This is a genomic window from Rhodobacteraceae bacterium M382, assembly GCA_025141015.1.
In the GTDB taxonomy this organism is placed as follows: domain Bacteria; phylum Pseudomonadota; class Alphaproteobacteria; order Rhodobacterales; family Rhodobacteraceae; genus Aliisedimentitalea; species Aliisedimentitalea scapharcae.
In genome coordinates this window covers 195,881-218,503 of sequence record CP081101.1, presented here as the reverse complement: position 1 = coordinate 218,503, position 22,623 = coordinate 195,881, and the positions used below count along the sequence as shown (strand labels likewise).

The 22,623-nt window shown below is 55.3% G+C and carries 16 protein-coding genes and 1 pseudogene; 5 read left to right on the top strand and 12 right to left on the bottom strand.

Annotated features, from left to right (window positions below):
* Positions 1 to 53: 53 nt before the first annotated feature.
* Positions 54 to 539 (top strand): methylaspartate mutase subunit S, encoded by a 486-nt coding sequence (locus K3727_23435; GenBank protein UWQ93760.1) that lies wholly within the window; start codon positions 54 to 56, stop codon positions 537 to 539.
* A gap of 48 nt (positions 540 to 587) precedes the next feature.
* Here the strand turns inward: K3727_23435 and K3727_23430 are convergent, their stop codons facing one another.
* Together K3727_23430 and K3727_23425 are read right to left on the bottom strand one after the other, a co-directional pair.
* Positions 588 to 1,535 carry a LysR family transcriptional regulator gene (locus tag K3727_23430; protein ID UWQ93759.1) on the bottom strand — a complete coding sequence of 316 codons (948 nt, stop codon included), beginning with the start codon at positions 1,533 to 1,535 and terminating at the stop codon, positions 588 to 590.
* Between the two features lie 434 nt (positions 1,536 to 1,969).
* Entirely contained in the window at positions 1,970 to 2,830 is an 861-nt protein-coding gene (locus tag K3727_23425) for a LysR family transcriptional regulator (protein ID UWQ93758.1), read from the bottom strand.
* A 175-nt stretch (positions 2,831 to 3,005) separates the two neighbouring features.
* Between K3727_23425 and K3727_23420 the strand changes: the two genes are divergently transcribed.
* Positions 3,006 to 4,496, top strand: coding sequence for a sulfatase-like hydrolase/transferase (locus K3727_23420; GenBank protein UWQ93757.1), 1,491 nt, complete (start codon positions 3,006 to 3,008; stop codon positions 4,494 to 4,496).
* A gap of 47 nt (positions 4,497 to 4,543) precedes the next feature.
* Complete coding sequence (locus K3727_23415) at positions 4,544 to 6,202, top strand: ABC transporter substrate-binding protein (protein UWQ93756.1); 1,659 nt, start codon at positions 4,544 to 4,546, stop codon at positions 6,200 to 6,202.
* Between the two features lie 346 nt (positions 6,203 to 6,548).
* On the opposite strand, the gene K3727_23410 is transcribed toward K3727_23415, so the two are convergent.
* The 8 genes and pseudogenes from K3727_23410 to K3727_23375 all read right to left on the bottom strand — a co-directional run bounded on the left by K3727_23410 (position 6,549) and on the right by K3727_23375 (position 17,597).
* Entirely contained in the window at positions 6,549 to 8,057 is a 1,509-nt protein-coding gene (locus K3727_23410) for an aldehyde dehydrogenase family protein (protein ID UWQ93755.1), read from the bottom strand.
* Positions 8,050 to 8,910: an NAD(P)-dependent oxidoreductase gene (locus tag K3727_23405; protein UWQ93754.1), complete on the bottom strand. Its 861-nt coding sequence runs from the start codon at positions 8,908 to 8,910 to the stop codon at positions 8,050 to 8,052. Before K3727_23405 ends, K3727_23410 begins: the two co-directional genes overlap by 8 nt.
* Before the next feature lie 12 nt (positions 8,911 to 8,922).
* Positions 8,923 to 10,614, bottom strand: a complete 1,692-nt coding sequence (locus K3727_23400) for an ABC transporter ATP-binding protein (GenBank protein ID UWQ93753.1) — start codon at positions 10,612 to 10,614, stop codon at positions 8,923 to 8,925.
* Positions 10,611 to 11,513 (bottom strand): ABC transporter permease, encoded by a 903-nt coding sequence (locus K3727_23395; protein ID UWQ93752.1) that lies wholly within the window; start codon positions 11,511 to 11,513, stop codon positions 10,611 to 10,613. Before K3727_23395 ends, K3727_23400 begins: the two co-directional genes overlap by 4 nt.
* Positions 11,514 to 11,528: 15 nt before the next feature.
* The gene (locus tag K3727_23390) at positions 11,529 to 12,497 is read right to left on the bottom strand and encodes an ABC transporter permease (protein UWQ93751.1); all 969 of its coding nucleotides are present in this window, start codon (positions 12,495 to 12,497) and stop codon (positions 11,529 to 11,531) included.
* A 69-nt stretch (positions 12,498 to 12,566) separates the two neighbouring features.
* On the bottom strand, positions 12,567 to 14,147 hold the full coding sequence (locus K3727_23385; GenBank protein UWQ93750.1) for an ABC transporter substrate-binding protein: 1,581 nt from the start codon (positions 14,145 to 14,147) through the stop codon (positions 12,567 to 12,569).
* A 104-nt stretch (positions 14,148 to 14,251) separates the two neighbouring features.
* Positions 14,252 to 15,271: a LysR family transcriptional regulator gene (locus tag K3727_23380; protein ID UWQ93749.1), complete on the bottom strand. Its 1,020-nt coding sequence runs from the start codon at positions 15,269 to 15,271 to the stop codon at positions 14,252 to 14,254.
* A gap of 400 nt (positions 15,272 to 15,671) precedes the next feature.
* Positions 15,672 to 17,597: pseudogene (locus K3727_23375) on the bottom strand (DUF3604 domain-containing protein).
* A 122-nt stretch (positions 17,598 to 17,719) separates the two neighbouring features.
* Between K3727_23375 and K3727_23370 the strand changes: the two are divergent.
* The gene (locus K3727_23370; GenBank protein ID UWQ93748.1) at positions 17,720 to 18,454 is read left to right on the top strand and encodes a Crp/Fnr family transcriptional regulator; all 735 of its coding nucleotides are present in this window, start codon (positions 17,720 to 17,722) and stop codon (positions 18,452 to 18,454) included.
* A gap of 493 nt (positions 18,455 to 18,947) precedes the next feature.
* Complete coding sequence (locus K3727_23365; protein ID UWQ93747.1) at positions 18,948 to 20,081, top strand: DUF2652 domain-containing protein; 1,134 nt, start codon at positions 18,948 to 18,950, stop codon at positions 20,079 to 20,081.
* Between the two features lie 341 nt (positions 20,082 to 20,422).
* On the opposite strand, the gene K3727_23360 is transcribed toward K3727_23365, so the two are convergent.
* Both K3727_23360 and K3727_23355 read right to left on the bottom strand, forming a co-directional pair.
* Positions 20,423 to 21,370: a formylglycine-generating enzyme family protein gene (locus K3727_23360; GenBank protein UWQ93746.1), complete on the bottom strand. Its 948-nt coding sequence runs from the start codon at positions 21,368 to 21,370 to the stop codon at positions 20,423 to 20,425.
* Between the two features lie 9 nt (positions 21,371 to 21,379).
* Positions 21,380 to 22,453 (bottom strand): AbrB family transcriptional regulator, encoded by a 1,074-nt coding sequence (locus K3727_23355; protein UWQ93745.1) that lies wholly within the window; start codon positions 22,451 to 22,453, stop codon positions 21,380 to 21,382.
* Between the last annotated feature and the right edge of the window lie 170 nt (positions 22,454 to 22,623).

Genomic DNA, 22,623 nt, shown 5'->3' with positions numbered 1-22,623 from the left:
ATCTGGGTCCGCTACCTGTATGGCCAACGCGAATATGAACAGGAAACGGTCCGATGCGAGACATGTTCAATGAATACACAGTGGTTTTGGGGGCAGTCGGCGGGCGCCGAAGGACCGGAAGAAACGAAGTGATTGTCCGCCAACTGGCGCAAGAAGGCATAACGGTTGTGAACATTGGTCCAACCGAGAATGCGGATGTATTCATAGATGCGGCATTGGCAACCGGCTCCCAAGCCATTCTGGTGTCCTGTCGCGATGCGCGTGCGGATGCTTTCTGTGCTGCTTTTCGACAGCGGTGCATCCAGCGTGGCCTGGTCGATATCACGCTGTATATTGGTGGCGATTTGGTCACGTTCGAGCGCCGTTTCAGCGAGGCGGAACGTCAGCTGGCTCAGGTTGGCTTCAATCGGGTGTTTCCCTCGAATGTGGATCTGACGGAGGTGGCCGCATTGCTCAAACAGGATATCACGGCCAAGCGGGCTCCAGCCATTGCGGCCCGGCCGCGATCAACCTGGGTCTTTACTGACTTTGCGAACTGATCATAGACCTTGTGTTTGGTGATAAGAGGGGCGGCGTATGCACCCTTGTCAGATCGGAAAGGGCAAGGTCGCAAAGAATTTCCGCATGAAGCTGTTGCCTTCAGCGATGACAAAATTCTTGAATGTGAGCGCGGCTGGACCCAAGGGTTTGCCGCGCAGGTGCAGAACAAACCACTCGCGCAATTCTGGCATACCTTCTGCATCCAGGATGGCCACTCGGCCAGCCTGAACCTCCAGGTCAATCGTATGTGCTGAAATAAATGCGAGTCCCATGTTGGCCATCACGGCCTGTTTGATGTTGGCGTTGCTATCCATTTCTTGTGCCCGCGGAGGTTCAAGCCCGGATTTTTGAAAATAGCTGTCGTGGACCACGCGGGTTCCCGATCCAGGTTCCCGGACGATAAAGCGGTGCGGCACCAGGTCAGATTTGCGGATCTTGCGGAATTTGGACAGCGGATGGTCAGGGTGGCTGATCAGCACATAGGGGTGTTTAGAGAACGCAAAGGCGTCCACTTCGAACCGGCGCGGGGTCCGCCCCATCAGGGCTAGATCCGCCTGACCGGATTCAAGCTTTTCAAGAACACCCTGTCGATTCGCGATTGCGATTTCGAGCTTGGCATCCGGGTGCTTTTGCTTGAACGCCTGGATCAGATGCGGACCAAAGTTGCGCGATGTCGATACCATGGCGATCCGGACCAGACGGTTCTTTTTCTTTTGATGGGATCCGACGACTTCGACCGCTTCGTGCAGGGTGTCCAATACTCGTTCCGCATAGGGCACCAGAGCGAGCGCGGCTGTTGTTGCTTGAATTGAACGGCCGTCCTTTTCGAACAGCGGCGCTCCCAGCGTCTCGCTCAGCCGGCTCATCTGCATCGACACGGCCGGTGGCGTCAGGCCCAGATCCTGGGCGGCGACGACAAAGCTGCGTTTTTCCATAGCCGACAAAAAGATCTGCATCTGGCGTACTGTCAGCGCTGAAGCTTTGTCATCCATCATGGGGTCCGCCTTTGCGCCACGCGGGAATGCCCGGTGGAAAGTTCAGTTTTCTCAAGACCTGTTATGGCGCAATTCGCCAAATTCTCTAGCGCAATCTAACGAGAATGCGACGGCCACGACCCGCGTGCGGGAATTTCCATCCAGCAAGCCAGCTGACGCACGGAGCGGGAAACCAGATGTGACCAGGCTGTTGGGGCTTCTTGGGTCACTGGGGCTTAAATCGCGAGGACCAAAGTCCAACACCGTCTGCAGGGCGGAGTTCTCAATGTGGAACGCGGAGACCGGTTTGGCACTGTCCAACGGGTCGTGCGTTCTGATCCTTTTCTCTACAGCGAAGAATAGCGTTTCGCGCAAGGTTTGCATAGGCGCTCTGCCGTGGCAATGTCTGGCGTCATGCAGGGTAGGGCCCTTGGGCTATCCAATTTATCTGCTCCTTATTTCGAGCTCTTATGAGCTTCGTTACGTACCCAGGAACCAAACGAATGTGCTGCGGCTGAGGGCGCATCGTTGATTTGTAGCCAATAGGCTCTGTCATACTGTGGTCCCGCAAGCGTATGTTCCACCAATCGCCCTTCCTTCACCGCCTCTCGAACGAGAAATGAAGGGCATAACGTCCAGCCCAACCCTGCTTCGGCCAGCGAAATCGCGCTGTGGACGCTGTCTGTTTCGGCATGATCCATAACACGAATATTGTTCGCCTTTTGGTCTGCGGACCAGGACGTGAATAGATTTTCCAAGCCTGAGATTCTGATAATGGGCAGCTCTTTGTCGGGTGCAGGTTGAACAGCGGCCTGAGAAGGTGCTGCCACTGCGACAATCGGGCAGTGGGCCAAAAGCTTGGTTCGGGCTGGGGGAGAGGCAGCACCAAGAAATATCTCGATATCCGCCTCATATCCATATCGGTCAGGCCGCCACAAGGCCGTGCGCAATTCCAACACGACCTCTGGATGTTGACGGTGAAACTCGGGCAATTTGGAAGTCAGCCATCCTGTTGCAAGGCTCGTATTACATAAGATCCGGAGCCGCTTGGTTTGGGGTGAATGATAGCGCGAAAGAACAGAGCCAATCTGGTCAAGGCTGGGCGCGATATCCGAATAAAGCCGTGTCCCCGAGGCCGTCAATGAAACGCCACGCGGTTCTCTGACAAACAGTTGCCGTCCAAGTCTGGCCTCCAGTGCTTTGATCTGCTGGCTTAACGCGGCTTGTGTCACGCCGATCTCAGTTGCGGCCAACGTCATGCTGCCCAGCCGTGCAGTGGCTTCAAAGCCATGAAGCCAAGTCATTGGAGTTTTCATGATATAAACTTTTTTATGGATTGGCCTATTTTTTATTTGATGGTGATCAATCCCGCAATCTTTAAATCAAGGGTGGACCGACACGTTTGAAGGCAAAAGGCATGGAAAAAATTAGCGATCAAAATCTACGCATGACCGCGGCAATCCGGTGTGGCCGGAATGCTGGGACCTGCCCATGAGCAGCAGAGTAGATGAACCCGCCAACTTGTTGATCATCATTTCAGATGAGCATCGCAAGGATGCCATGGGTTGCGCCGGCCACCAATTGGTCAAGACGCCGAACCTGGATGCGTTGGCTGCACGCGGGACACTGTTTTCGAATGCCTACACCCCGTCACCCATGTGTGTTCCTACCCGTGCCAGCATTGCCTGTGGCGAATACGTACATAAAACCGGCTATTGGGACAGTGCGACACCTTATGAAGGCAAGATCCGCAGTTGGATGCACCATCTGACTGATCAGGGCGTGGATGTAACATCCATTGGAAAGCTGCATTTTCGCTCGAACGCAGATGACAACGGCTTTACCGATGAACTGCTGCCAATGCACGTTGTTGGCGGGGTTGGCTGGGCCATCGGCCTGTTGCGCAAAAACAGGCCGCAGTATGACTCCGCTGCCGAGTTGGCCGAGGATGTCGGGGTTGGATCAAGCACGTATACGGATTACGACCTTGAAATCACCCAGACCGCCGAAGAGTGGTTACATGCAGACGCGCGCAAGGAAAAACCGTGGGCAGCATTCGTTTCGCTTGTCAGCCCACATTATCCACTGACCTGCCCAAAAGAATACTTTGATATGTATGATCCGGCCGAAATGGATCTGCCCATCGGGTATGGAACCCGCGCCCGGCCTGACCACAGCGAGTTGCGCAACATTGCAGAGTTTTTCGACTATGATCGTTACTTTGACGCGCAAAAGATGCGCGAAGCCAAGGCCGCCTATTATGGCCTAACCAGTTTCATGGACAACTGCGTTGGGCGTGTTTTACAGGCGCTGCAAGACAGCGGTCAGGCCGAAAATACTGTCATAATCTATGTGTCCGATCATGGCGACATGATGGGCGATCAGGGGTTCTGGACAAAACAAGTCATGTACGAGCAATCAGCGGGTATTCCGATGATTGCGGCGGGACCGGGAATTCCGGCAGGTCGATGTGTCAAAACCGGAACATCGCTGGTTGATCTGGCTGCGACAGCCGTGGATGTCACGGGAGTTGCGCATGATGCACAGAGCCGCGCATTGCCTGGTCTGTCATTGCGCGAAGTTGCCAACGCCGCGGATGACCTGGATCGAACGATCCTGAGCGAATACCACGATGGTGGCTCGACGACAGGGACGTTCATGGTGCGCTGGCAGAATTGGAAATATGTCTACTATGTCGACCATGACCCCCAGCTTTTTAATCTGTCTGTAGATCCAGATGAACTTCACAATCTTGCAATCGAAGGTGTGAATGATCCGGCGATCCGTGCCGCATTGACAGAGGGTCAGAGGCGCCTGCGCGATATCTGCGACCCCGAAGCGGTAAATGCAAAGTGCTTTGCAGATCAGGAACGTCGCATTGAGGAACTCGGCGGGGAAGAGGCATGCATCAACGCATATGTCTTCAACCATACGCCGACCCCGAACGAGCAAACCAAAATGCGGGAAGGCTCGCCGCTCTGACACCCATTGAAAAGTTACTTCAAGCTAGAATTGTCTGGGAGGACAATATGCAATCAAACGCGCGAACACCAATCTTGCACCCTGCAGCCAAGATGCATGCAGACGAGTGCAAAGCTGGCAAATTGGACCGACGTGAATTCCTTGCACGGGCAACCGCTCTGGGCGTCACGGCCTCTACTGCCTACGGTTTGCTGGGTCTGACGACACCGGCTCAGGCCGCGGCTCCAAAACAAGGCGGGACATTGCGCATTCAAATGAATGTTCGTGGTCTGAAGGATCCCCGCACCTATGATTTCGCTCAAATTGGTGCGTTGACGCGCAGCACCATGGAAAACCTGGTTGAATACAACAATGACGGAACCTTTCGTGGCATGTTGCTGGAAGGGTGGGAGGTCAATGACGATGCCACCGGGTACACGCTTTATGTGCGACAGGGTGTGACATGGACCAATGGGGACAAATTTACGGCCCATGACGTCGCCCGAAATATTGAGATGTGGTGTGAAAAAGACGTTGAAGGAAATTCAATGGCTGGCCGCATGGGGACGCTGGTTGATCCAAATACGAGAACAGCCATCGACGGCGCGATAACGGTTGCCGATGATTATACAGTTCTCTTGAAACTGCCGCGCCCGGATATTTCAATTATTCCAGCCATGGCCGACTATCCAGCGCAGATTGTGCACGCGTCATTTGATGTGAGCGATCTTGAAAATAACATCGGCACCGGACCCTACGCCATTGAAAGCATCAAAGTGGGAGAGAAATGCACGCTCAAGCGTGTGCCCGGCCATACCTGGTGGGGAACAGATGTTTATGGCGGCCCATATCTGGATCAAATCGAATACATCGACTACGGGACGGACCCGGCTGCCTGGCTCGCCGCGATGGAATCTGACGAAGTTGATATGGTTTATGAAACGGTTGGTGAATTCGTCGAGATCATGGATGGTCTTGGCTTGGACAAATCCGAAGTCGTAACGGCGTCAACCTTGGTTGTTCGCCCCAATCAGCTCGCGGAAATCGACGGAAAACGACCATATGCGGATGTTCGTGTTCGCCGGGCTCTGGCCATGGCCGTCGATAACGCGGTTTGCCTGGAGCTGGGATACTCCGGTCGTGGGACGGTGGCCGAAAACCACCACATTTCGCCCGTGCACCCTGAATATGCCACCCTTCCTGCACCGACGTTTGACCCAGCTCAAGCCATGGCGCTTATGGAAGAAGCAGGTATGGCTGATTTTGAACATGAGCTTTTCTCAATTGATGACGACTGGCGCAGAAATACATGTGACGCTGTTGCCGCACAGCTGCGCGATGCCGGGTTCAAAGTAAAGCGCACCGTTCTACCGGGCTCTACGTTTTGGAATGACTGGGTTAACTATCCGTTTTCATCGACAAACTGGGCACACCGGGCGCTGGGGGTCCAGATTCTGGCATTGGCTTATCGGTCCGGTGAAGCATGGAATGAATTCGGTTGGGCCAATGCTGAATTTGATGCCTTGCTCGAAGAAGCGCTGGCGATCGCGGATGCCGAAAAACGGCGTGACGTCATGCGCAAGATTCAACAATTGATTCAGGACGAAGGCGTCACGGTTCAGCCCTATTGGCGTTCGCTATACCGTCACAGCAAACCCGGCCTGCAGGGTGTAGACATGCACATCATGCTTGATTTGCATCACTACAAGATGGGCTATTCTGCATAGTCACAAACAAAGCTGACTTCAGAACGTGGTCACCAATTTGGCAAAGCGTTCTGGGGTCAGGACAATTGGCACACGAAATCCATGGCCGACTACTATCGCGGGAAAGCGATGTGGGGGGTGTTGTCACGTAAACCTGGCCGCGTTGCCGACGCTGGCCTTTGCTCGTAGGCATCTCGGATGAGCACGCAATCAATCAGGTACAAGCGCCATCGTTCTCCACCAGCGATTATCACTCACGCAGTAAAGGTCACAACATCGCCGAAAGGCGCAAGGGCGAGGATGCTGGCAACCTCAAGAGAGGTCTCCAGCAAATCCCTCATGGGTTCACAAGTTGCATGCTTTGCTCCTAGGACACGTACCCAAAGGCTATGCGCGGTGTGGGAGCACTATCCAGCCAGATGCTTTTCGCAGCAGTATATTCCATCAAGGCATCCGTTCCGCTGGATCGTCCATAGCCGGAATTGAGCGACCCGCCAAAAGGCGAGGACACATGGATCGCCTTGTAGCTGTTGATCCAGAAGGTACCTGCGCGCACGGCTTGCGACACGCGGTGGGCGCGGCCCACGTCGCTCGTCCAGACGGCACCGGCCAAGCCAAAGGCCGTGTCATTGGCGATGGCGATGGCTTCTTCTTCGTGGTCAAAAGGGATGGCGGTAACCACGGGGCCGAAAATCTCGGCCTGGGCGGCTTGGGCCTGATTGGTCAGCCCCGTCAAGACGGTTGGCGGAACGAAGAACCCGCTTTTGGGGGTATCAGACCGCGTGCGCACATCGGCCCCTTCGGTTGTGGCCCCTTTGATCATGTTACTGACATGGGTAAACTGGCGAGCATTGCTGATTGGGCCGATTTCGGTGGCCTCGTCCAGCGGATCACCCAATGTGATCCCGTTCATCCCGCCCGCGATCATATCAAGCAACTCGTCATGCACGGACCGATGCACCAACAGCCGCGATCCAGCGACACAGCTTTGCCCTGCGCCCGAGAAGATCGCCGCTTGCGCGCCAAGGCAGGCGTGTTTCAGGTTCGCATCGTCAAAGACAATATTGGCCGACTTGCCGCCCAGTTCCAGCACCGCAGGTTTCAACGCCTGCGCCGCGGCCACGGCGACACGGCGTCCGGTTTCGGGCGAGCCGACAAAAATCACCTTGCGCACAGCGCCATGTTCAATCGCCGCCTGTCCCGTCGTTGGGCCAAGCCCGCAAATGACATTGACCAAGCCTTTGGGCAGGCCTGCGCTTTCGGCGATTTTGACCAAGGCCACTGTGGTGACGGGCGTCAGCTCACTGGGTTTGATCACCACCCCGTTGCCCGTTGCAATCGCAGGGGCGATCTGCCAGCCGGCGGTGAAAATCGGCGCATTCCAAGGCGTGATCTGAAACACCACTCCCAAGGGTTCGCGCAGCGTATAATTCAGGTGTCCGGAGGGCACGGGGATCACTTCGCCATGCAGTTTATCAGCCCAACCTGCAAAATAACGGAACATCTCGGCGACCTTGGCGACCTCGATCCGGCAATCGCGGATCGGCTTGCCCGCGACCAAGGCTTCTAGCTGCGCGAGCGTGCCTATTGAACCTTCAACGGCGCGCGCAATATCTTGCATGATGTCGCCACGTTTTGCAGCGGAATATCCTTTGACCCAGCCTTCTTGCGCGGCTTTTGCTGCGGCACAGGCCTCTTGCGCCAGAGCCGCTCCACAGTCGAAATAGCTGGCGAGTGAGGTTTGAGCATAAGGGTCTTCAAGGGTGATTGCATCTCCTGTCCCATCGCGAAGCTGCCCGTCAATCAGGCTTTGGACGGTCTCGCCAAGGCTCAGATCTGACATGAGTTGGCGATACAAAATAGTACGATCAGACATTCTCGTTGGTTCCAAATTTCCAAATTTCGTTGAAATCGGCGCTATCCGCCAGCTCGCTGCGGCTGTCTTCCCAGATCGCGGCAATCGCGGTGGTGCCGGGCAGGTCAAGCCCCGCGGCCTTGGCCAGCTTGGTCGCAAGGCCGACGTCTTTGCGCATCAGCCCCATGGTAAAGCCAGAATCATAATTGCCGCTGACGATCCATTTGGGGAAATTCACTTCGCTGACGCCGCTGCGCCCCGAACCTGCATTGACACCCTCCAGAAGGTTCTCCAGCGGGATGCCAGAGTTTTTGGCGAGCTTTGCCATCTCGCCCATCAACACAAGGTTGGCGGCACACAGCAGGTTGTTGGCGATCTTGGCTGCGTGACCGGCCCCAGAGGGACCAACGTGGACGATCTTGGCGGTCAGGTCTTTGAGAACCGGGCGAATGCTGTCAATCGCATCCGCTTCACCCCCCATTACCATCGTCATGGTTCCTGACCGCGCCCCCAAAGGACCCCCGCTGACGGGACCGTCCAAAAAGACATAGTCAGCGGCTGCAGCGCTTTTGGCCAAACTCTTGGTCGTCTCGGGTTCCGAGGTCGAGGTATCCAGGACAATCCTGCCGGGTGTCAAAAACGGCCCAAGCTCTGCCATGACCGCGGCGACGATGTCGGCGCGGGGCAATGACAGGATGATCAGGTCACAGTCTTGCGCCAGATCGGCAGGGCTGCTGGCAATCTCGATGCCGCTGGCCTTGATCTTTTCGAGGGCCTGCGCCGACGTATCATAGCAACGCACAGCATGGCCCGTCTCGATCAGGCGCGCTGCCATTGCGCTGCCCATTGCGCCGCCGCCTATTAAACCAATCATCAGATCTCTCCCTCACTCAACCATTTCAATGTTTTTCGGATGCGTGCGCGGCGCGGTGTCCAGCAGCATGCGCGTGTAGTCGCTTTCTGGGGCTTCAAACAAAGCCTCTGCCGCGCGACATTCGATAATTTTGCCCTTTTTCATCACCGCGACCCGGTCCGACACCTGCCGCACCACGGCCAGATCGTGGCTGACAAACAGCATTGTCAGCCCCAAAGATCGGCGTAGTTCCATCAACAGCGCCAGCATGTCGGCCTGAATGGACACATCCAGCGCTGAGGTCGGCTCGTCACACAGCAGGAAACGGGGCCGCAGGGACAGGGCGCGTGCGATGCAAATGCGCTGACGCTGGCCGCCCGAGAACTGGTGCGGAAATTTGCGCCCGTCGCTGGCTTGCAGGCCGACCCTTTCCAAAAGCGCTCCGACCAGGCGGGGAATTTCATGTGCGGGCGCGAGCCCATGAAACCGGATGGGTTCCGCCAGAATGCGGTCCACGCGCATCCGGCCGTTGAGCGAGGAGAACGGATCCTGAAACACCACCTGCACATCGCGGCGCAGGGCTTTGCGAGCGGCGGCGGATTTGATACCGGACAGGTTGCCATGATCGGCAAAATTGACCTGCCCCGAACTGGGCGGGATCAATCCGGTCACGATCCGCCCAAGCGTGGATTTGCCTGAGCCGCTCTCGCCGACAAGCCCGAGGACTTCGCCACGGGGGATCGACAACTCATCCACATCGACCGCACGGAAACTGTCGCCTTTACCCCAGAAGGATTGCTTGCGGGTGGCGAAATCCTTGGTCAGTGCTGTTGTCGTAAGATAGTCACCGTCGGCGCGGGTTTGATGCCCTTCGAGCAGCCATTTATCAATCTCGCCGGTTTTCTTGGGCGGGTTGCGGAAGCGCTCTTCGCGGGCATCAATGCTGGGGATCGCGGCAATCAGGTCTTTGGTGTATTGAGCTGTGGGGGCGGTGATCACCTGCTCGGTCGGCCCCGTTTCAACCAGCTTACCGTGGCGCATCACGTAAACACGATCAGCGGTTTCAGCGATCACACCCATGTCGTGGGTCACAAGGATCACGCCCAGCGAGCGTTCGACGCAAATGCTGCGGATCAGGTCAAGCACCTGTTTCTGGACGGAAACGTCGAGCGCTGTGGTCGGTTCATCCGCGATCAGCAGGTCAGGATCACCAGCCATGGCCAAGGCGATCACAACCCTCTGGCGCATGCCGCCGGAGAATTCGTGCGGGTACTGCCCCATCCGGTTGGCAGCATCGGGAATACCGACAGCATCCAGTCGTTCGGCAGCCATGGTGCGGGCCTGCGACAGCGAAATGTCTTGAAGTAAGGAAATAGATTCGCTCAGCTGTTCGCCAATGGTCATGAGCGGGTTGAGCGAGGTCATCGGATCCTGAAAGATCATCCCAATGCGGCGTCCGCGCAGCCGGGCCATCGCTGCATCAGAGACCTGGGTGAGGTCCTGGCCGTCCAGATCAATCTGTCCCGCGCTGACGATGCCGGGATGGGACAGCAGCCCCATGATGGCATTGCCAATGGTGGATTTGCCCGCGCCGCTCTCGCCAATCAGGCCAACGATCTCGCCGCGACGGACCTCCATATCGAAACCATGCACAGCGATGAAATCGTTCAGACGGTGTGGAAAGGTAATTTGCAGGCCGATTGTTTTACAAAGGATATCTGTCATCTCAGCCTCGGGTTCAGATAGTCGCGGACCCAGTCGGCGACGAGGTTAAAGGCAATCACCATGATCAGCAGCATGGCGCCGGGAAAGATCACGACCCACCAGATACCTGAGAACAGGTATTGGCTGCCGATCTGGATCAGTGCGCCCAGCGACGGTTCCGTGAGGGGCGTGCCAAGGCCCAGAAAGGATAGGGTTGCTTCGGTCACGATGGCGACGGCCACTTGCAGCATCGCCAGCACCAGAACGGGTCCAAGGATGTTCGGCGTGATATGGCGCAGGATGATCGACAGGGTTGGCAGGCCGATAGACTGGCAAGCAATGATGTAATCCTGTCCGCGCTGGACCAGCACAGAGGCCCGCACGATACGGGCGAACTGCACCCAACCGGCCAGACCGATGGCAAGTATCATGATCGGCACAGCGGCACGGGCAAAGACATCCGCTGGCAGCGAGGCTTTGAGGATGCCGTTGAACAGCAATGCGATCAGGATCGGGGGAAAGGCAAACTGGATTTCCGCAATCCGCATCAGGATCGCATCGGTCATGCCCCCGAAATAGCCCGCCAGCAGTCCGACCATCAAGCCGATCACAACCGACAGCGCCACAGCGCCGAGGCCGACCAGCAAAGAAATCCGCCCACCATAAAGCATCGCTGACAACACGTCGCGGCCTTGTAAATCGGTGCCCAGCAGAAAGCGTGGGTCTGACCCAGACGCCCATGCGGGGGGCAGGTTGTTGTCCAGAATTGTAATCGTGGCCGGGTCAAACGGCGTGTGCGGGGCCAGGATCGGCGCGAAGGTGCAGCTGATGACCATTGCCGCGATGATCAGCAACGACACGAGGGTCACAGGCGAATTGAGCAACTCGTACCAGAAATCAGAGCGTATTTTCTTGAACATATCAGTCGGCTCCTCTTACCGCGCGCCGTGCCGGATGCGCGGATCAATCAGCACATAGATTGCATCGACCACGAGATTGGACAGGGTGAAGACCAGACCGACAAAGATCAGATAGGCAGCCAACAGGGGAATATCGCTTTGCCCGATGGCATGCAGCAGCAGCGACCCCATGCCCGGCCATTGAAAGACCCGTTCGGTGATGATCGAGAACGCAAACAGTGAACTAAGCTGCAAGCCAATCGCCGTTACCACTGGCACCAGCGTGTTCTTCAGCGCATGGGTCAGATAGACCTGCCGACCGGGCAGACCCCGTGCCCATGCAAAGCGGATATAGTCGGTGCGCAAAACCTCGAGCATCTCTGCACGGATCAGGCGCAGGATCACGCCCAGTTGAAACAGACACAGCACAGCAGCAGGCATCAACGCGTGGCTTAAACCGTCCCATGTGAACAGGCTGGAGTGTATGCCCATAAAAGACGCTTCATCCCCGCGCCCGAAGGACGGCAGCCAGTTGAGCCAGACCGAAAAGACAAGGATCAGCAGAATGCCCAGCAGGAAGGACGGGATCGACACGCCAATGACGGACAGCGCCATGATCGCCTGTGCAAAGCCACCTTTGCGGTGGATGCCCGTGTAAATCCCAGCAGGAATGGCAAGCAGCAGTGACAGCACGCCAGACAGCAGAACAAGCTCAATCGTGGCAGGCAAACGGTCCGCGATCATCTCGCTCACGTCACGGTTAAAGCTGTAGGATATGCCCAGATCGCCCTGCACGGCATCAACCACATAGCGGGCATATTGGACAATGATCGGATCGTTCAGCCCTAGGCTTTCGCGCAGCGCCTCGCGGTCTTCGACGCTTGTCTCTTGTCCGACCAGCGCCAGAACCGGATCTCCCACGTATTGGAAGACCAGAAAACCGACAAAGGCAACGCAAAGCATGACGATAGAGGCCTGAAACACGCGTGTCAGGAGAAAATACATATCTGGGATCCTGCTGGGAGAAGGGGTGGAAAAACAGGGGCCGACGCGGGGTCAGTCCCTGAATGCAGCTTAGTTCACGTTGAAATACTCCAGCGGGAATTCAAACGTGGGAAGCTGAACAACATCGATGTTTTCACCAGCACCCCAAACCAACTGCTGCACGTGCAACGGCACAAGGCAGACGTTTTCGACCATCATGGCCATCGCGTCTTGCAGCATCTTTTCGCGCACGGCAGCGTCCATCTCAACGGCGGCTTTTGCCGACAGTGCATCAGCTTCTGGGATCGAGCAGCCAGAGATGTTCCAGGCCCCCACACCATTGTCAAAATCCCGGGTACCCAGCACATTTTGGAAGACGTTCAAGCTGTCCATGGTGGACGGCGTCCAGCTGAGCAGGAAGAACGAAGTGCCAAAACCGGGGGACACGACTTTGGGGAAGAACTGCGCCTTGGGCTGCGCGATCAGGTTCACCTTGATGTTCGCACGCGCCAACAGGCTGACCACGGCCTGACAGATCTGTCCGTCGTTGACATAGCGGTCGGTGGAACAATCCATCGTCAGTTCGAAACCCTCTGGATAGCCCGCCTCGGCCAGCAGCGCTTTGGCCGTATCGATGTTGTATTCAAGACGTGTCAGATCAGGGTTATAGCCGTTCACCTTGTCCATCACATATTGCGTGGACAGCGTGGCCTGGCCCTGCATCACACGGTCAATGATCGCCTGCGCATCAATGGCGTGGGCAAAGGCCTGACGGACGCGCAGATCGAGGAAGGGGTTTCCTTCAACCGGGCTTTCGATGATCTGATCGCGCCACTGGTCCATGCCGATATACATTGTGCGCGCCTCTGGGCTTGAGACGACTTTGACAGCCTCGGCCGCCTCGACGCGGGGAATGTCTTGCAAGGGCAAAGGCATCACCAGATCAACCTCTTGCGAAAGCAGCGCCGATACCAGTGTTGCTGCGTTGTTGATCGGCGTGAAGACAACGTCAGTGACATTGCCCCGCTCTCCCCAATAGCTGTCATAGGCCGCCAGCGTTGTCTCTTCACCTTGCGCGCGCGAGGTGACGCTATACGGACCAGTGCCGTTTGCATTGGTAGCACTAAAAGCTTTTTCTTCAGCTTGAAGATTGATCGGTTCCTCAGCGCCATTGGCCTCGGCCCATTGCTTGTCGAGGATCATCAAGTCCAGCAAGTCGTTCAGCAGAATCGGGTTCGGCGCTTTGGTTTTTACCTCAACCGTCATGTCATCAATGGCGATAAAGCTTTCGACCGAGGACAGCACGTGCTTGAAATTGGATGTCTCGGCCAGCGCGCGTTCCATGCTGAATATCACGTCATCGGCAGCAAAATCCGACCCGTCATGAAAGGTCACACCGGAGCGCAGTTTAAACTGCCACGTGGTCGGGTCGATCTGTTCCCAACTTTTTGCAAGCTGTCCGGCAATTTCAAAACTCCGGTCTCGCGCGACAAGGCCTTCGTAGATGTTGGCCAGGAAGTAGTTGGTGAAGCTTTCATTATGGCTGTGCGGATCAAGGCTGGTGGCGTCCCCTTGCGAGGCGATGCGCAACGTTTCGGCCTGCATTGGTCCGGCCAGTGCAGTTGTCAGCGCCATGACGGTACCAACCGAAGTGAATGACTTGATGGACATGAATATCCCCCTGTTGAAGCGATGTTTATCCAATCAGGGTAATGTGGGATTTTCATTGCGGGAATTGCTATGAAAATAATTTAACGTTGCGTTGGACGCAACAATCAAGAGGGCGCAGTAAAGGCAACCATAGATTTCATGACATGATCCACGAGGCGGACCGCCCCATCGGGTAACCGCCGTCCAGCACGGGTAAAGACCGAGGCATCGCCCTGGCTGAACTCCTTGATGGCAAGGGGTTTGGTGATGATGCTGCCATCGGCAATTTCGCGGGTCACGACGAAGGACGGCAAGATCGTAACGCCCAACCCCTCGCGCACGAAGTTGCGCAAAACCGCGAGAGAATTCGCCTCGACCGTTGCTTTCAGCCGCACGCCATGGGCCACTTCAGCGGTCCTGATGATGTCGCCCACGCCGAAACCACTTTTCAAAAGCGCGCAAGGGAGTTGCGTCAACTCCTGCATGCCAATGGGTTCGGCCAGATCGGCCCATTCCGAAACCGGGCTGACCAAAACAGCCAGCGGTTGTGTCACGCGCGCCGCAATACGGATCGTGCGTTCTGGTTTGGCGTTATAGGCAAGGCCCACATGAGCTTGGTCAGTGCGCACAGCATGAAGCACCTGATCGGTCGAGCCGCTCATCAGATCATAGGTAAACCCTGGAAATGCCTCCCTGAAAGAGCGCAAACCGTTGCAGATGAAATCACTGATAAACCCGTCGCCAACCGCCACGACCAATTCGCCCCGGCGCATCCCTCTGAGCGCGTCGAATTCGGATAGCAAGGTCTCTTGATCGTTTTGCTGTCGCTTGAGGTAAGACATTAAAATACGCCCTGCCTCTGTCGGCCGCACGCCCTTGCGTCCTCGTTCGATCAGAACGATGCCAAGGGCCGTTTCCAACGATTTGATCTGTCGGCTGATACTAGACGGTTCTAACCCCAAACGCTCTGCGGCGGACCTTATCGTTTCCTCCTCGCAGGCGACGAGAAATGAAGCCGCTTGGGTTATATCAATTTTGAACACGTGCCATCTGCCCTGAATTGCGGAGTTTTGCGTTGCAGGTTGCACCAGAGGTTCTGGTTTGTCGATGATTGGAAAACCGCCCTTCAGAATGCTGACTTGCATTCAAACTCATTCACCCAACAGATCTATGATTTGCATGAATTCAGAGCCGCCTTTAACGTCAGTCATCCGAAAGCGGACATTTGACGCCGTCGCAGCAAGCGCCGTCGCGGGTTCATAGTGGCCGCACTCTGCGCCAGGCACGGCCGACTGCTGACAACCCGAATCGGACATTACTGTCACTTGTAAGCTGCAACAGCACTGCGGGACAAAGCCGTCTGATGCAGGTGCAGCAGAGTTCTCCTCAACAATTGAACACTGATACTAAAACCAATCCCTTCACAGGGGAACCGAGCAGAAAGTACCAAGAAACAAAGGGCGAGATACCTTAGGACAGCGCTATCAGGTCAAGTACGCCAGCAGCAAAAGCAATGGGAAGACGTTTGGTTACCCACGAATTCAATTACTCAGGTGTGTACCAGATTGGAGATGTATACGCGCGGTCTTGAACCGCTGCCGGCACGCTTTCCGGCAATGGAATATCGTAGAATGCTGCATCGTATGTCGTCCAACGCGGTTTAGGAATTTCTATGACCCGAACATAGTAGAATGCACTTTGGGTCGGATCGAATTCGGGGTCCTGCCAGTAGGCTTCCAGCCCGGCCGCGCCAATAGAATTGTCAAATGTCGCGTTTTTGATGTCGACAGTCGACCCAACGGGTTGTCGCGCACGGCCATCGTCACCAATCTCACGACCATTGGAAACCGCAACATCATAGACACGCTCAGAGGTTTCTCCAGCCTCATCGATCCAGCCCTTAATGATCTGAACGCGGTCCAGATTGGCTCCGTCCGGATCGCGCAGCGCATGGACAAGGAAGCGGGGTACAGCGCCTTCAGGTGCGTTGATCAGATCACTGCCCATCGGAACGCCGTTTTGGTATCCATTGGACACAAAGTCAGGTGCACGCAAATCAGTCTCTTCGAACTCCCAGCCACCAAACACCCGAACCCTTATACGGCTACCTGTCGTCGCATAGGCTTCCTTGCGGGAAATGGCACCATATACTTCTGCGCGTGTGTTTTCCCGTGCCCAGACTGCAGTAAGACCGGACGCAGATTCCTGCGCTGTCAGAATGCGGAGTGCCGGGTTTTCAGCAGGGATCACGTCACCGTTGTGCCGGTTCGCAGAAGGTTTCGTGTGCTGGTATTTGCCAAAGTAGTTGTCCTCACGCGATGTGGGAAGTGCAGTGTGCGTGTCGGTCGATGCCGAAAACCCGAATTTGTAAGGGTTCACCCCGATTTCTCGTTCAATCTCCATACCAACTCTCAACGCAGACCGAGCGTATTCGTACCTTAACATTTCAGGTGCCTTTGGGGCAGTTCCGGCAAGATTGGAAACATCCCAGCGCTCAAAGTAAGCAAATTCGTCGTCAGGCGATAGCATCGGATGGGTTTCCTCATCCCCCTTGATCTGGGTCATTTCATGCATCGGTTCCCATCGGATGCGCTTGGCTGCGTACTCGGCATCCAAGGGTGAGCCGTCGAATTTGTTCTTGGTGAACATCAAACCGTTCGACATGTTTCCGTTATGTGGAATAGCGATCGCGCTGCCACCCGTTGTGGCTTCATAGTGAGCCAGATAGTCCCACAACAGTTCAGGGTCTGGGGCATTAAAGAAGGACAAAGGGATTGTTTGGCTGGTTTTATCCGCACCGTCCCCGAACAGGATAACCCGGTGCAGGTTGTCACCCTTTGGTGTGAAGGTCCATTCAAACCCGCTGAGTGCAGTAAAGGTGCCGGGAACATTGTACTAATCCACGGTCTCTACAATGTCGAGCCAGATATCGCCATCCAGATCCAATCCGTCGGTCGGGTCGATGCCCCTCACCGTCGCCAATTCAATAATTTCTGAAAAAGCTGCCATTCGGGCTTCGCTCCCTTCGGTAAACCCGTCGTGGATGCGGCGACCCCATTCGTCTGCCAACAGGTTTGGATGCGATGTGCGGATGGCTGTAGAAAGACCGAGCAACTCTGCATGTTCCGTTATGGCCAGAAAATCAAGCGGACGAATGAGTTGAACCGGCTGCCCTGTATTTGAGATTATTCTTTCGCCCCGCGCCACCTGAAACGCGTCATGGATGTTGAGCGACGTGCCGATGAGGCCAGCATCAAAAGAAATCTCGGTGTGAAAATGAAGGTCCCCAAAGAGCACCTGATCCGGATAGGACCGTCCGACAAATGGAGAGTAATCCGGTTCCGTTTGCACCGCTTCGGGGGACACAACGCCCTCGAAAGCGAAGGCGACTGACACAAATGACGACATCAAAGCGGTGCTCAAACATAGCGTAACGACCGATGTCCGATCCAAGAACCACGTGTTTTTCATCCCATTCCCTCCCAGCTGCAGGCGCGTTGACCCACCTCAAAGACTGGCACAGTCCATTCTGAAAGAAATGATCTTCAGATTACATCCGGTGCATTTTGGGCATAAATCAGGTATTTTGGCGCATGAATGAAATCAAAGGTATCAAGGTCCAAGCAGCTCACACACGTAAACCGACACCAAAGCAAAAGGAGATTATGTGTGCTTCGGGTTGGTTGTCGACATGTCCCAAGACCTTTCAGGTAGACCTGTTGAACCTGGGTTCGGTGAAATTGCTGCAAGCCGGAGACACCCTGTATCGTCGTGGGGAAGTTCCACACCATGCATACGGTTTGATCAGCGGTCAGATAGATATCCTGTTGTTGTCGAACAACAACGAAGAGCTGGTATATCCCCACACCGGGTCTAGCAGATGGTACTGTATGGCCGATGTCATAACCCAGGAAAAAGCCGTAGCCACCGCGATCGCGCGTAAGCCGACCTTTGTATTGAGCATCTCAGAACCTGAGTTTTTAGGTTTTTTGGAAGCAGAGCCCATAAGATACCGAGAGATATTATCACACTATAGCGCTCAACGCAGACAACTTCAGGAAACTATAACTGATCTGGTTACATTCGATGGGGTTATTTTGGTTGCCAAGCGCCTCTTGTGGATGATGGATACTGGCCGTTTGTGCCCGGATCGTTCTTGCATCTTGTCTCAGCACGATCTTGCCGGGACCATGGGACTGTCTGTTCCGACAATCCAGCGCGCCTTTCGGAAGTTGAAATCGCAGGGGATTATATCGACAGACAATGGAAAATTTAGTGTACAAGACCGCAACAGATTAATGACATTTCTGGATAATATACCTCAATAAGCCCTGCTTTGCGCTACGCCTAAAAATTGCCACCCATTGCATCAAGCGAATTGATCGGACGCGTCTGTATTTCTGCCGTCCGCGAAAATGAAATTTCGGACATGTCAGTGATAACATAGCGCACATGCAATCCTGGAATTCAGCCTATGTCTGCTTTGGGCCTGCTACTGCCGTACGCCGCACCAGGTACGGGTGGCTGCAGGCAGCCCCAAGCGGATCTTGTTGCGGGTGAACGGCAGCGACCGCTTTGCGGACGGAGTGTGAATTGGCTGCGAGGTTACCGATGTTTGTTTTTTCCCAATCTTGAATTGTCTCATTATTTGCGATTTTGACATCGGCCATCCATTTGGCGAACCGCCCTACACTGGTCTCGACCTTGGTGTGGGCTGCGCCAAAGCCTGAGGGCAGGTTGGATGTTCCTGAGCGACCAATCGAATTCGTTAGGTTTTTCCTTGAATTCAACGCATAAAGATCGCCAAGGGGAGGGGAATTTATGAGTAAAACTGAGGGCGGTGTGAAATCAGCATATTTCGTGATCGCGGATATATCTGGCTATACGAAATTCATGTCCGAAACAGCCATCGAACACGCCAAGGGGATCCTAGAATCTCTGTTCGGCAGTATGATCCCCACTATCCGATCACCATTGGAAGTATCAGGGTTACAGGGTGATTCTGTTTTTGCTTACGCGTTGAAAAGCGAAGTGGTCTCGCAGCAGTTCATCCTGGATTTTGCGGAACAGCTCTACTGCGTCTTTGCCCGTGCGAAAGAGAAGATGCTGATCAACACCTCATGTCCATGCGATGCCTGTTCCACTGTTGACGCACTGGAGCTTAAGATCGTTGTGCATCATGGAGACTGTATCGTTCAAAAAACTGGAGATCGCGAAGAATTGGCCGGTCAGGATGTGATCACGGCGTTCCGGCTTCTCAAAAATAGCGTAAAGGAACGTACCGGATTGACGGCGTACACATTAATTTCGTGTGCTGCGCTTAAGTCCATGGAACTTGTTGAGTATTTTGACGGATCTGAGTTCTACACCGAAGAAATCGAGCACATCGGCGAGGTCGAATACGTTGTGCGGGACATGCGCGTCGCATGGGAGCGCCGTCGCACAACGGAACGCACGTTTGTTGAACCAGGAGACAACCTTCTCATTGAAGAGTGGATCATTCCACTGCCGGTTTCGCTGGATGTTGCCTTCACCATTTGCACCCGCCCAGAGTTGCGCGCCGAATGGCTGGGCGCAAACAAGGTCGAATTGTTCGATACAAACAAGGGCAAGATTGAACCCGGAACCCTCTATCACTGTTATCACGGCGAAGACATCTTTCCATTTCAGATTGTCGACTGGCATCACGGTGACTACGCGACAGGTAAATACAACCTGCCCATGGGCCTTACGATGATGGAAACCAACGAGCTGGTTCAAGTGGGCGAAGGGACATTGGTCAAAATCAGATTCGCAACTCCGACGTCACCCAAAATCATGGGCAAGCTGATGTCAGGCATGGTGAAGAAAAAGCTGCGTGGCATTATCGTGCCTGACAAGGAAAATCGCATCGCAAGGATGCAAGCGCTTGGCGATAAGCTAGCGAAGGACATCGCGGAACAAGAGACCGCTTGATCCAGTCAGAAGAAGAAACCGCAGGCCAGATTTTAACGCAGACATAACGGCAAAAGGATTGGTTCCAATGCGCTGTTTGGGCTCGCTACCGCCGTTCTCCGTGCCCAACACAGACGTCTGATCCCGCACCGAAGCTGACCTTGCCATTGTTCAAACCCGCACCTGCAATGCGGGACAAAACCATTGCTGGCGGTTTGGGTGCGAGCAACCGCTTTGCGCGCTTTTGAGAGCAGCAAAAACTCTGAGAAGGCGGGTTCCAGATGTTCCACGTCAATTATGAAGGGGCAGATGGCTTTGCTCTATGCGCCTGCGCTGCACTAACGGCATCCAACAGGGTAATCCTAGTCTGGCCAGACCATACGAAACCCTTGGTGGGTTGTTGTGCTGTCTGGCGAGGTGCCTGATCGCGCCGCGATCCTGTAGCGGTAGCAATATGAAGCGTGACACAAGAACGACCCGCCCTTGGACAGGCGATAGCCTTTCATCGTTGAAAGCCGCTGACGCACGTGTTTCTTCAATGATTTGACGCGATACGCATCTGCCGTCCACTCCCAAACATTGCCAACGACATTGTAAAGACCATAGCCATTCGGGTCGTAATACTGTGCAGGGGCTGTGGCTGCAAAACCGTCCTTCACGGTATTGGTCTTTGGAAAGTCACCTTGCCAAATATTACAGGGTTGGAAACTCGTATCGTTTGGCTCTTGATCCCCCCAAGGGAAGCGCACGTCTCCTAGTCCCCCACGGGCTGCGTGTTCCCATTCGATTTCGGTAGGCAGGCGGCCGCCGGCCCATTTGGCATAGGCCTGCGCATCATTCCACGATACATGAACGACCGGATGGGTCGGGTCCCATGCTGCCTCCATTGTGCCGGGACCGTTGATATCACGCCAATTTGCCCCCCCCACACGCCGCCACCATTCGACATCCTTCACACCCATTGTCGGGCCGACATTTTCCGCGACGTGTGCCCAGAATACAAAGGACCACCCAAAGCGCTCGGCTTCGGTGGTATAGCCCGTTTCATCGATGAATTCGGCGAACTGCGCGTTCGTGACCGCAGTGGCCCCGATGCGGAAGGGCTTCACGCGCGTGTTGCGGATCGGGTCTTCGCCGTCGTCTGGGATCTCGGGACGACAGGTACCAGTCAACGACCTGCCACCGGGGATACGTACAGCATCGGACGCCACACGCATCCGTCCTGCCACGCTCGGAGCGGCCAGTGGGGCACTGGAATCTGTACTCCGCGAGGGGCTGCAACAACTCTTATTTTGGGGCTCGGCATGCATTGGGTGAACTTAGGATCCGGGTGAGCGCTTGCCAAGTCGCTTGAACAGCAACCCGGCCATGCCCACTGTGAACAAAATACGGAAAAGATGATGGATAGAGACAAGGACGGGACTGACACCAAGGCTTAATGCGATGAGGCTCATTTCGGTGACCCCGCCGGGTGCAAAGCTGACCAGCAAGGTCTGGAATGACAGGGGGACGAAAGGTTCAAGCAGCAGCGCAAGCCCGGACGCAATCGCCAGCGTCACCAAAACCGAAACCATGCCAAGTGCGAGAGCGGAGACCAAATGCCGAGGTGTTGTCCTGGCAAACTGAGCCCCGAGGCTTGCGCCGACGACCAACTGGGCCAGATTGAGAAGTGTCGGAGGTCCGCCCAGATCAATCGCCCCTGTGGACTGAAGGGTCGCCGTCAGCACCAGGGGACCAAGCAATGGCGCCGCTGGCAAGCGGGAGAGTTTGCCGATCAAAAGTCCAACTGGGGCAATGGCAACCACCGTTGCCCAATCCCGCCAATCGGAAGGGCCCTTTTCAAGGGTCTGGTTTGCTGCGCTACCGACGGACTCTCCTGCCACCACAAGAAAAAGCATGGGAACGACGAGGATCACCAGAACAATGCGCACAAAATGCTGGATGCTCAGCGTTTCGACATCACCGCCCGCTTTGGCCCCCATTTCCACGGCCTCGATAAGCCCCCCCGGCATGGCCGCATAGAATGCGGTGGGCTGATCATAGCCACCCAAGTGATGAAAAATGACGTAGTTTGACGTCTGCGCAAGGACGACAAAGATCAACATGGCGCACAGGGTGATGGCCAGGGTTGGTGCCATCGCCAACACGTCCGGCGTGAAGGTTGTGCCAATCATCGTGCCGATCACGGCAATGAACACTTCCCGCAGGGGTCTGGGAAAGAAAACTGGTTTGTTCGTGCGCGCGACCAACGTTAACGCCAGAATTGCAGTTGCCACGAGGCTTCCCAGAAGGAAGGGAATTGGCCATCCCATCGCGAACGCCGCAAAGGCACCAGACAGCGCGGTTCCCAGGATCAAGGCCAGGTGAAGTGCATTGGATTTCAGGGTGTTCATGCTAAAAACGGTTCTTTTGGGCCAGGGCAAAACAAGGTGTCGTTGCGTTTCAAAGACGGTGGGGGCCAAGTTGCCCGTGTTCATGATGTTCAAGAGGTTAGTGGATTGCTTCAGTTGGGCTTTGTCACGCCAGTGCATTTATTTTGCGCAATAACCCGTCGACCGGGTGT

Coding starts and splice junctions, on each gene's coding strand:
- K3727_23435 (UWQ93760.1), top strand. CDS start 54: ATGCGAGACATGTTCAATGAATACACAGTGGTTTTGGGGGCAGTCGGC.
- K3727_23430 (UWQ93759.1), bottom strand. CDS start 1,535: ATGATGGATGACAAAGCTTCAGCGCTGACAGTACGCCAGATGCAGATC.
- K3727_23425 (UWQ93758.1), bottom strand. CDS start 2,830: ATGAAAACTCCAATGACTTGGCTTCATGGCTTTGAAGCCACTGCACGG.
- K3727_23420 (UWQ93757.1), top strand. CDS start 3,006: ATGAGCAGCAGAGTAGATGAACCCGCCAACTTGTTGATCATCATTTCA.
- K3727_23415 (UWQ93756.1), top strand. CDS start 4,544: ATGCAATCAAACGCGCGAACACCAATCTTGCACCCTGCAGCCAAGATG.
- K3727_23410 (UWQ93755.1), bottom strand. CDS start 8,057: ATGTCTGATCGTACTATTTTGTATCGCCAACTCATGTCAGATCTGAGC.
- K3727_23405 (UWQ93754.1), bottom strand. CDS start 8,910: ATGATTGGTTTAATAGGCGGCGGCGCAATGGGCAGCGCAATGGCAGCG.
- K3727_23400 (UWQ93753.1), bottom strand. CDS start 10,614: ATGACAGATATCCTTTGTAAAACAATCGGCCTGCAAATTACCTTTCCA.
- K3727_23395 (UWQ93752.1), bottom strand. CDS start 11,513: ATGTTCAAGAAAATACGCTCTGATTTCTGGTACGAGTTGCTCAATTCG.
- K3727_23390 (UWQ93751.1), bottom strand. CDS start 12,497: ATGTATTTTCTCCTGACACGCGTGTTTCAGGCCTCTATCGTCATGCTT.
- K3727_23385 (UWQ93750.1), bottom strand. CDS start 14,147: ATGTCCATCAAGTCATTCACTTCGGTTGGTACCGTCATGGCGCTGACA.
- K3727_23380 (UWQ93749.1), bottom strand. CDS start 15,271: ATGCAAGTCAGCATTCTGAAGGGCGGTTTTCCAATCATCGACAAACCA.
- K3727_23370 (UWQ93748.1), top strand. CDS start 17,720: ATGAATGAAATCAAAGGTATCAAGGTCCAAGCAGCTCACACACGTAAA.
- K3727_23365 (UWQ93747.1), top strand. CDS start 18,948: ATGAGTAAAACTGAGGGCGGTGTGAAATCAGCATATTTCGTGATCGCG.
- K3727_23360 (UWQ93746.1), bottom strand. CDS start 21,370: ATGCATGCCGAGCCCCAAAATAAGAGTTGTTGCAGCCCCTCGCGGAGT.
- K3727_23355 (UWQ93745.1), bottom strand. CDS start 22,453: ATGAACACCCTGAAATCCAATGCACTTCACCTGGCCTTGATCCTGGGA.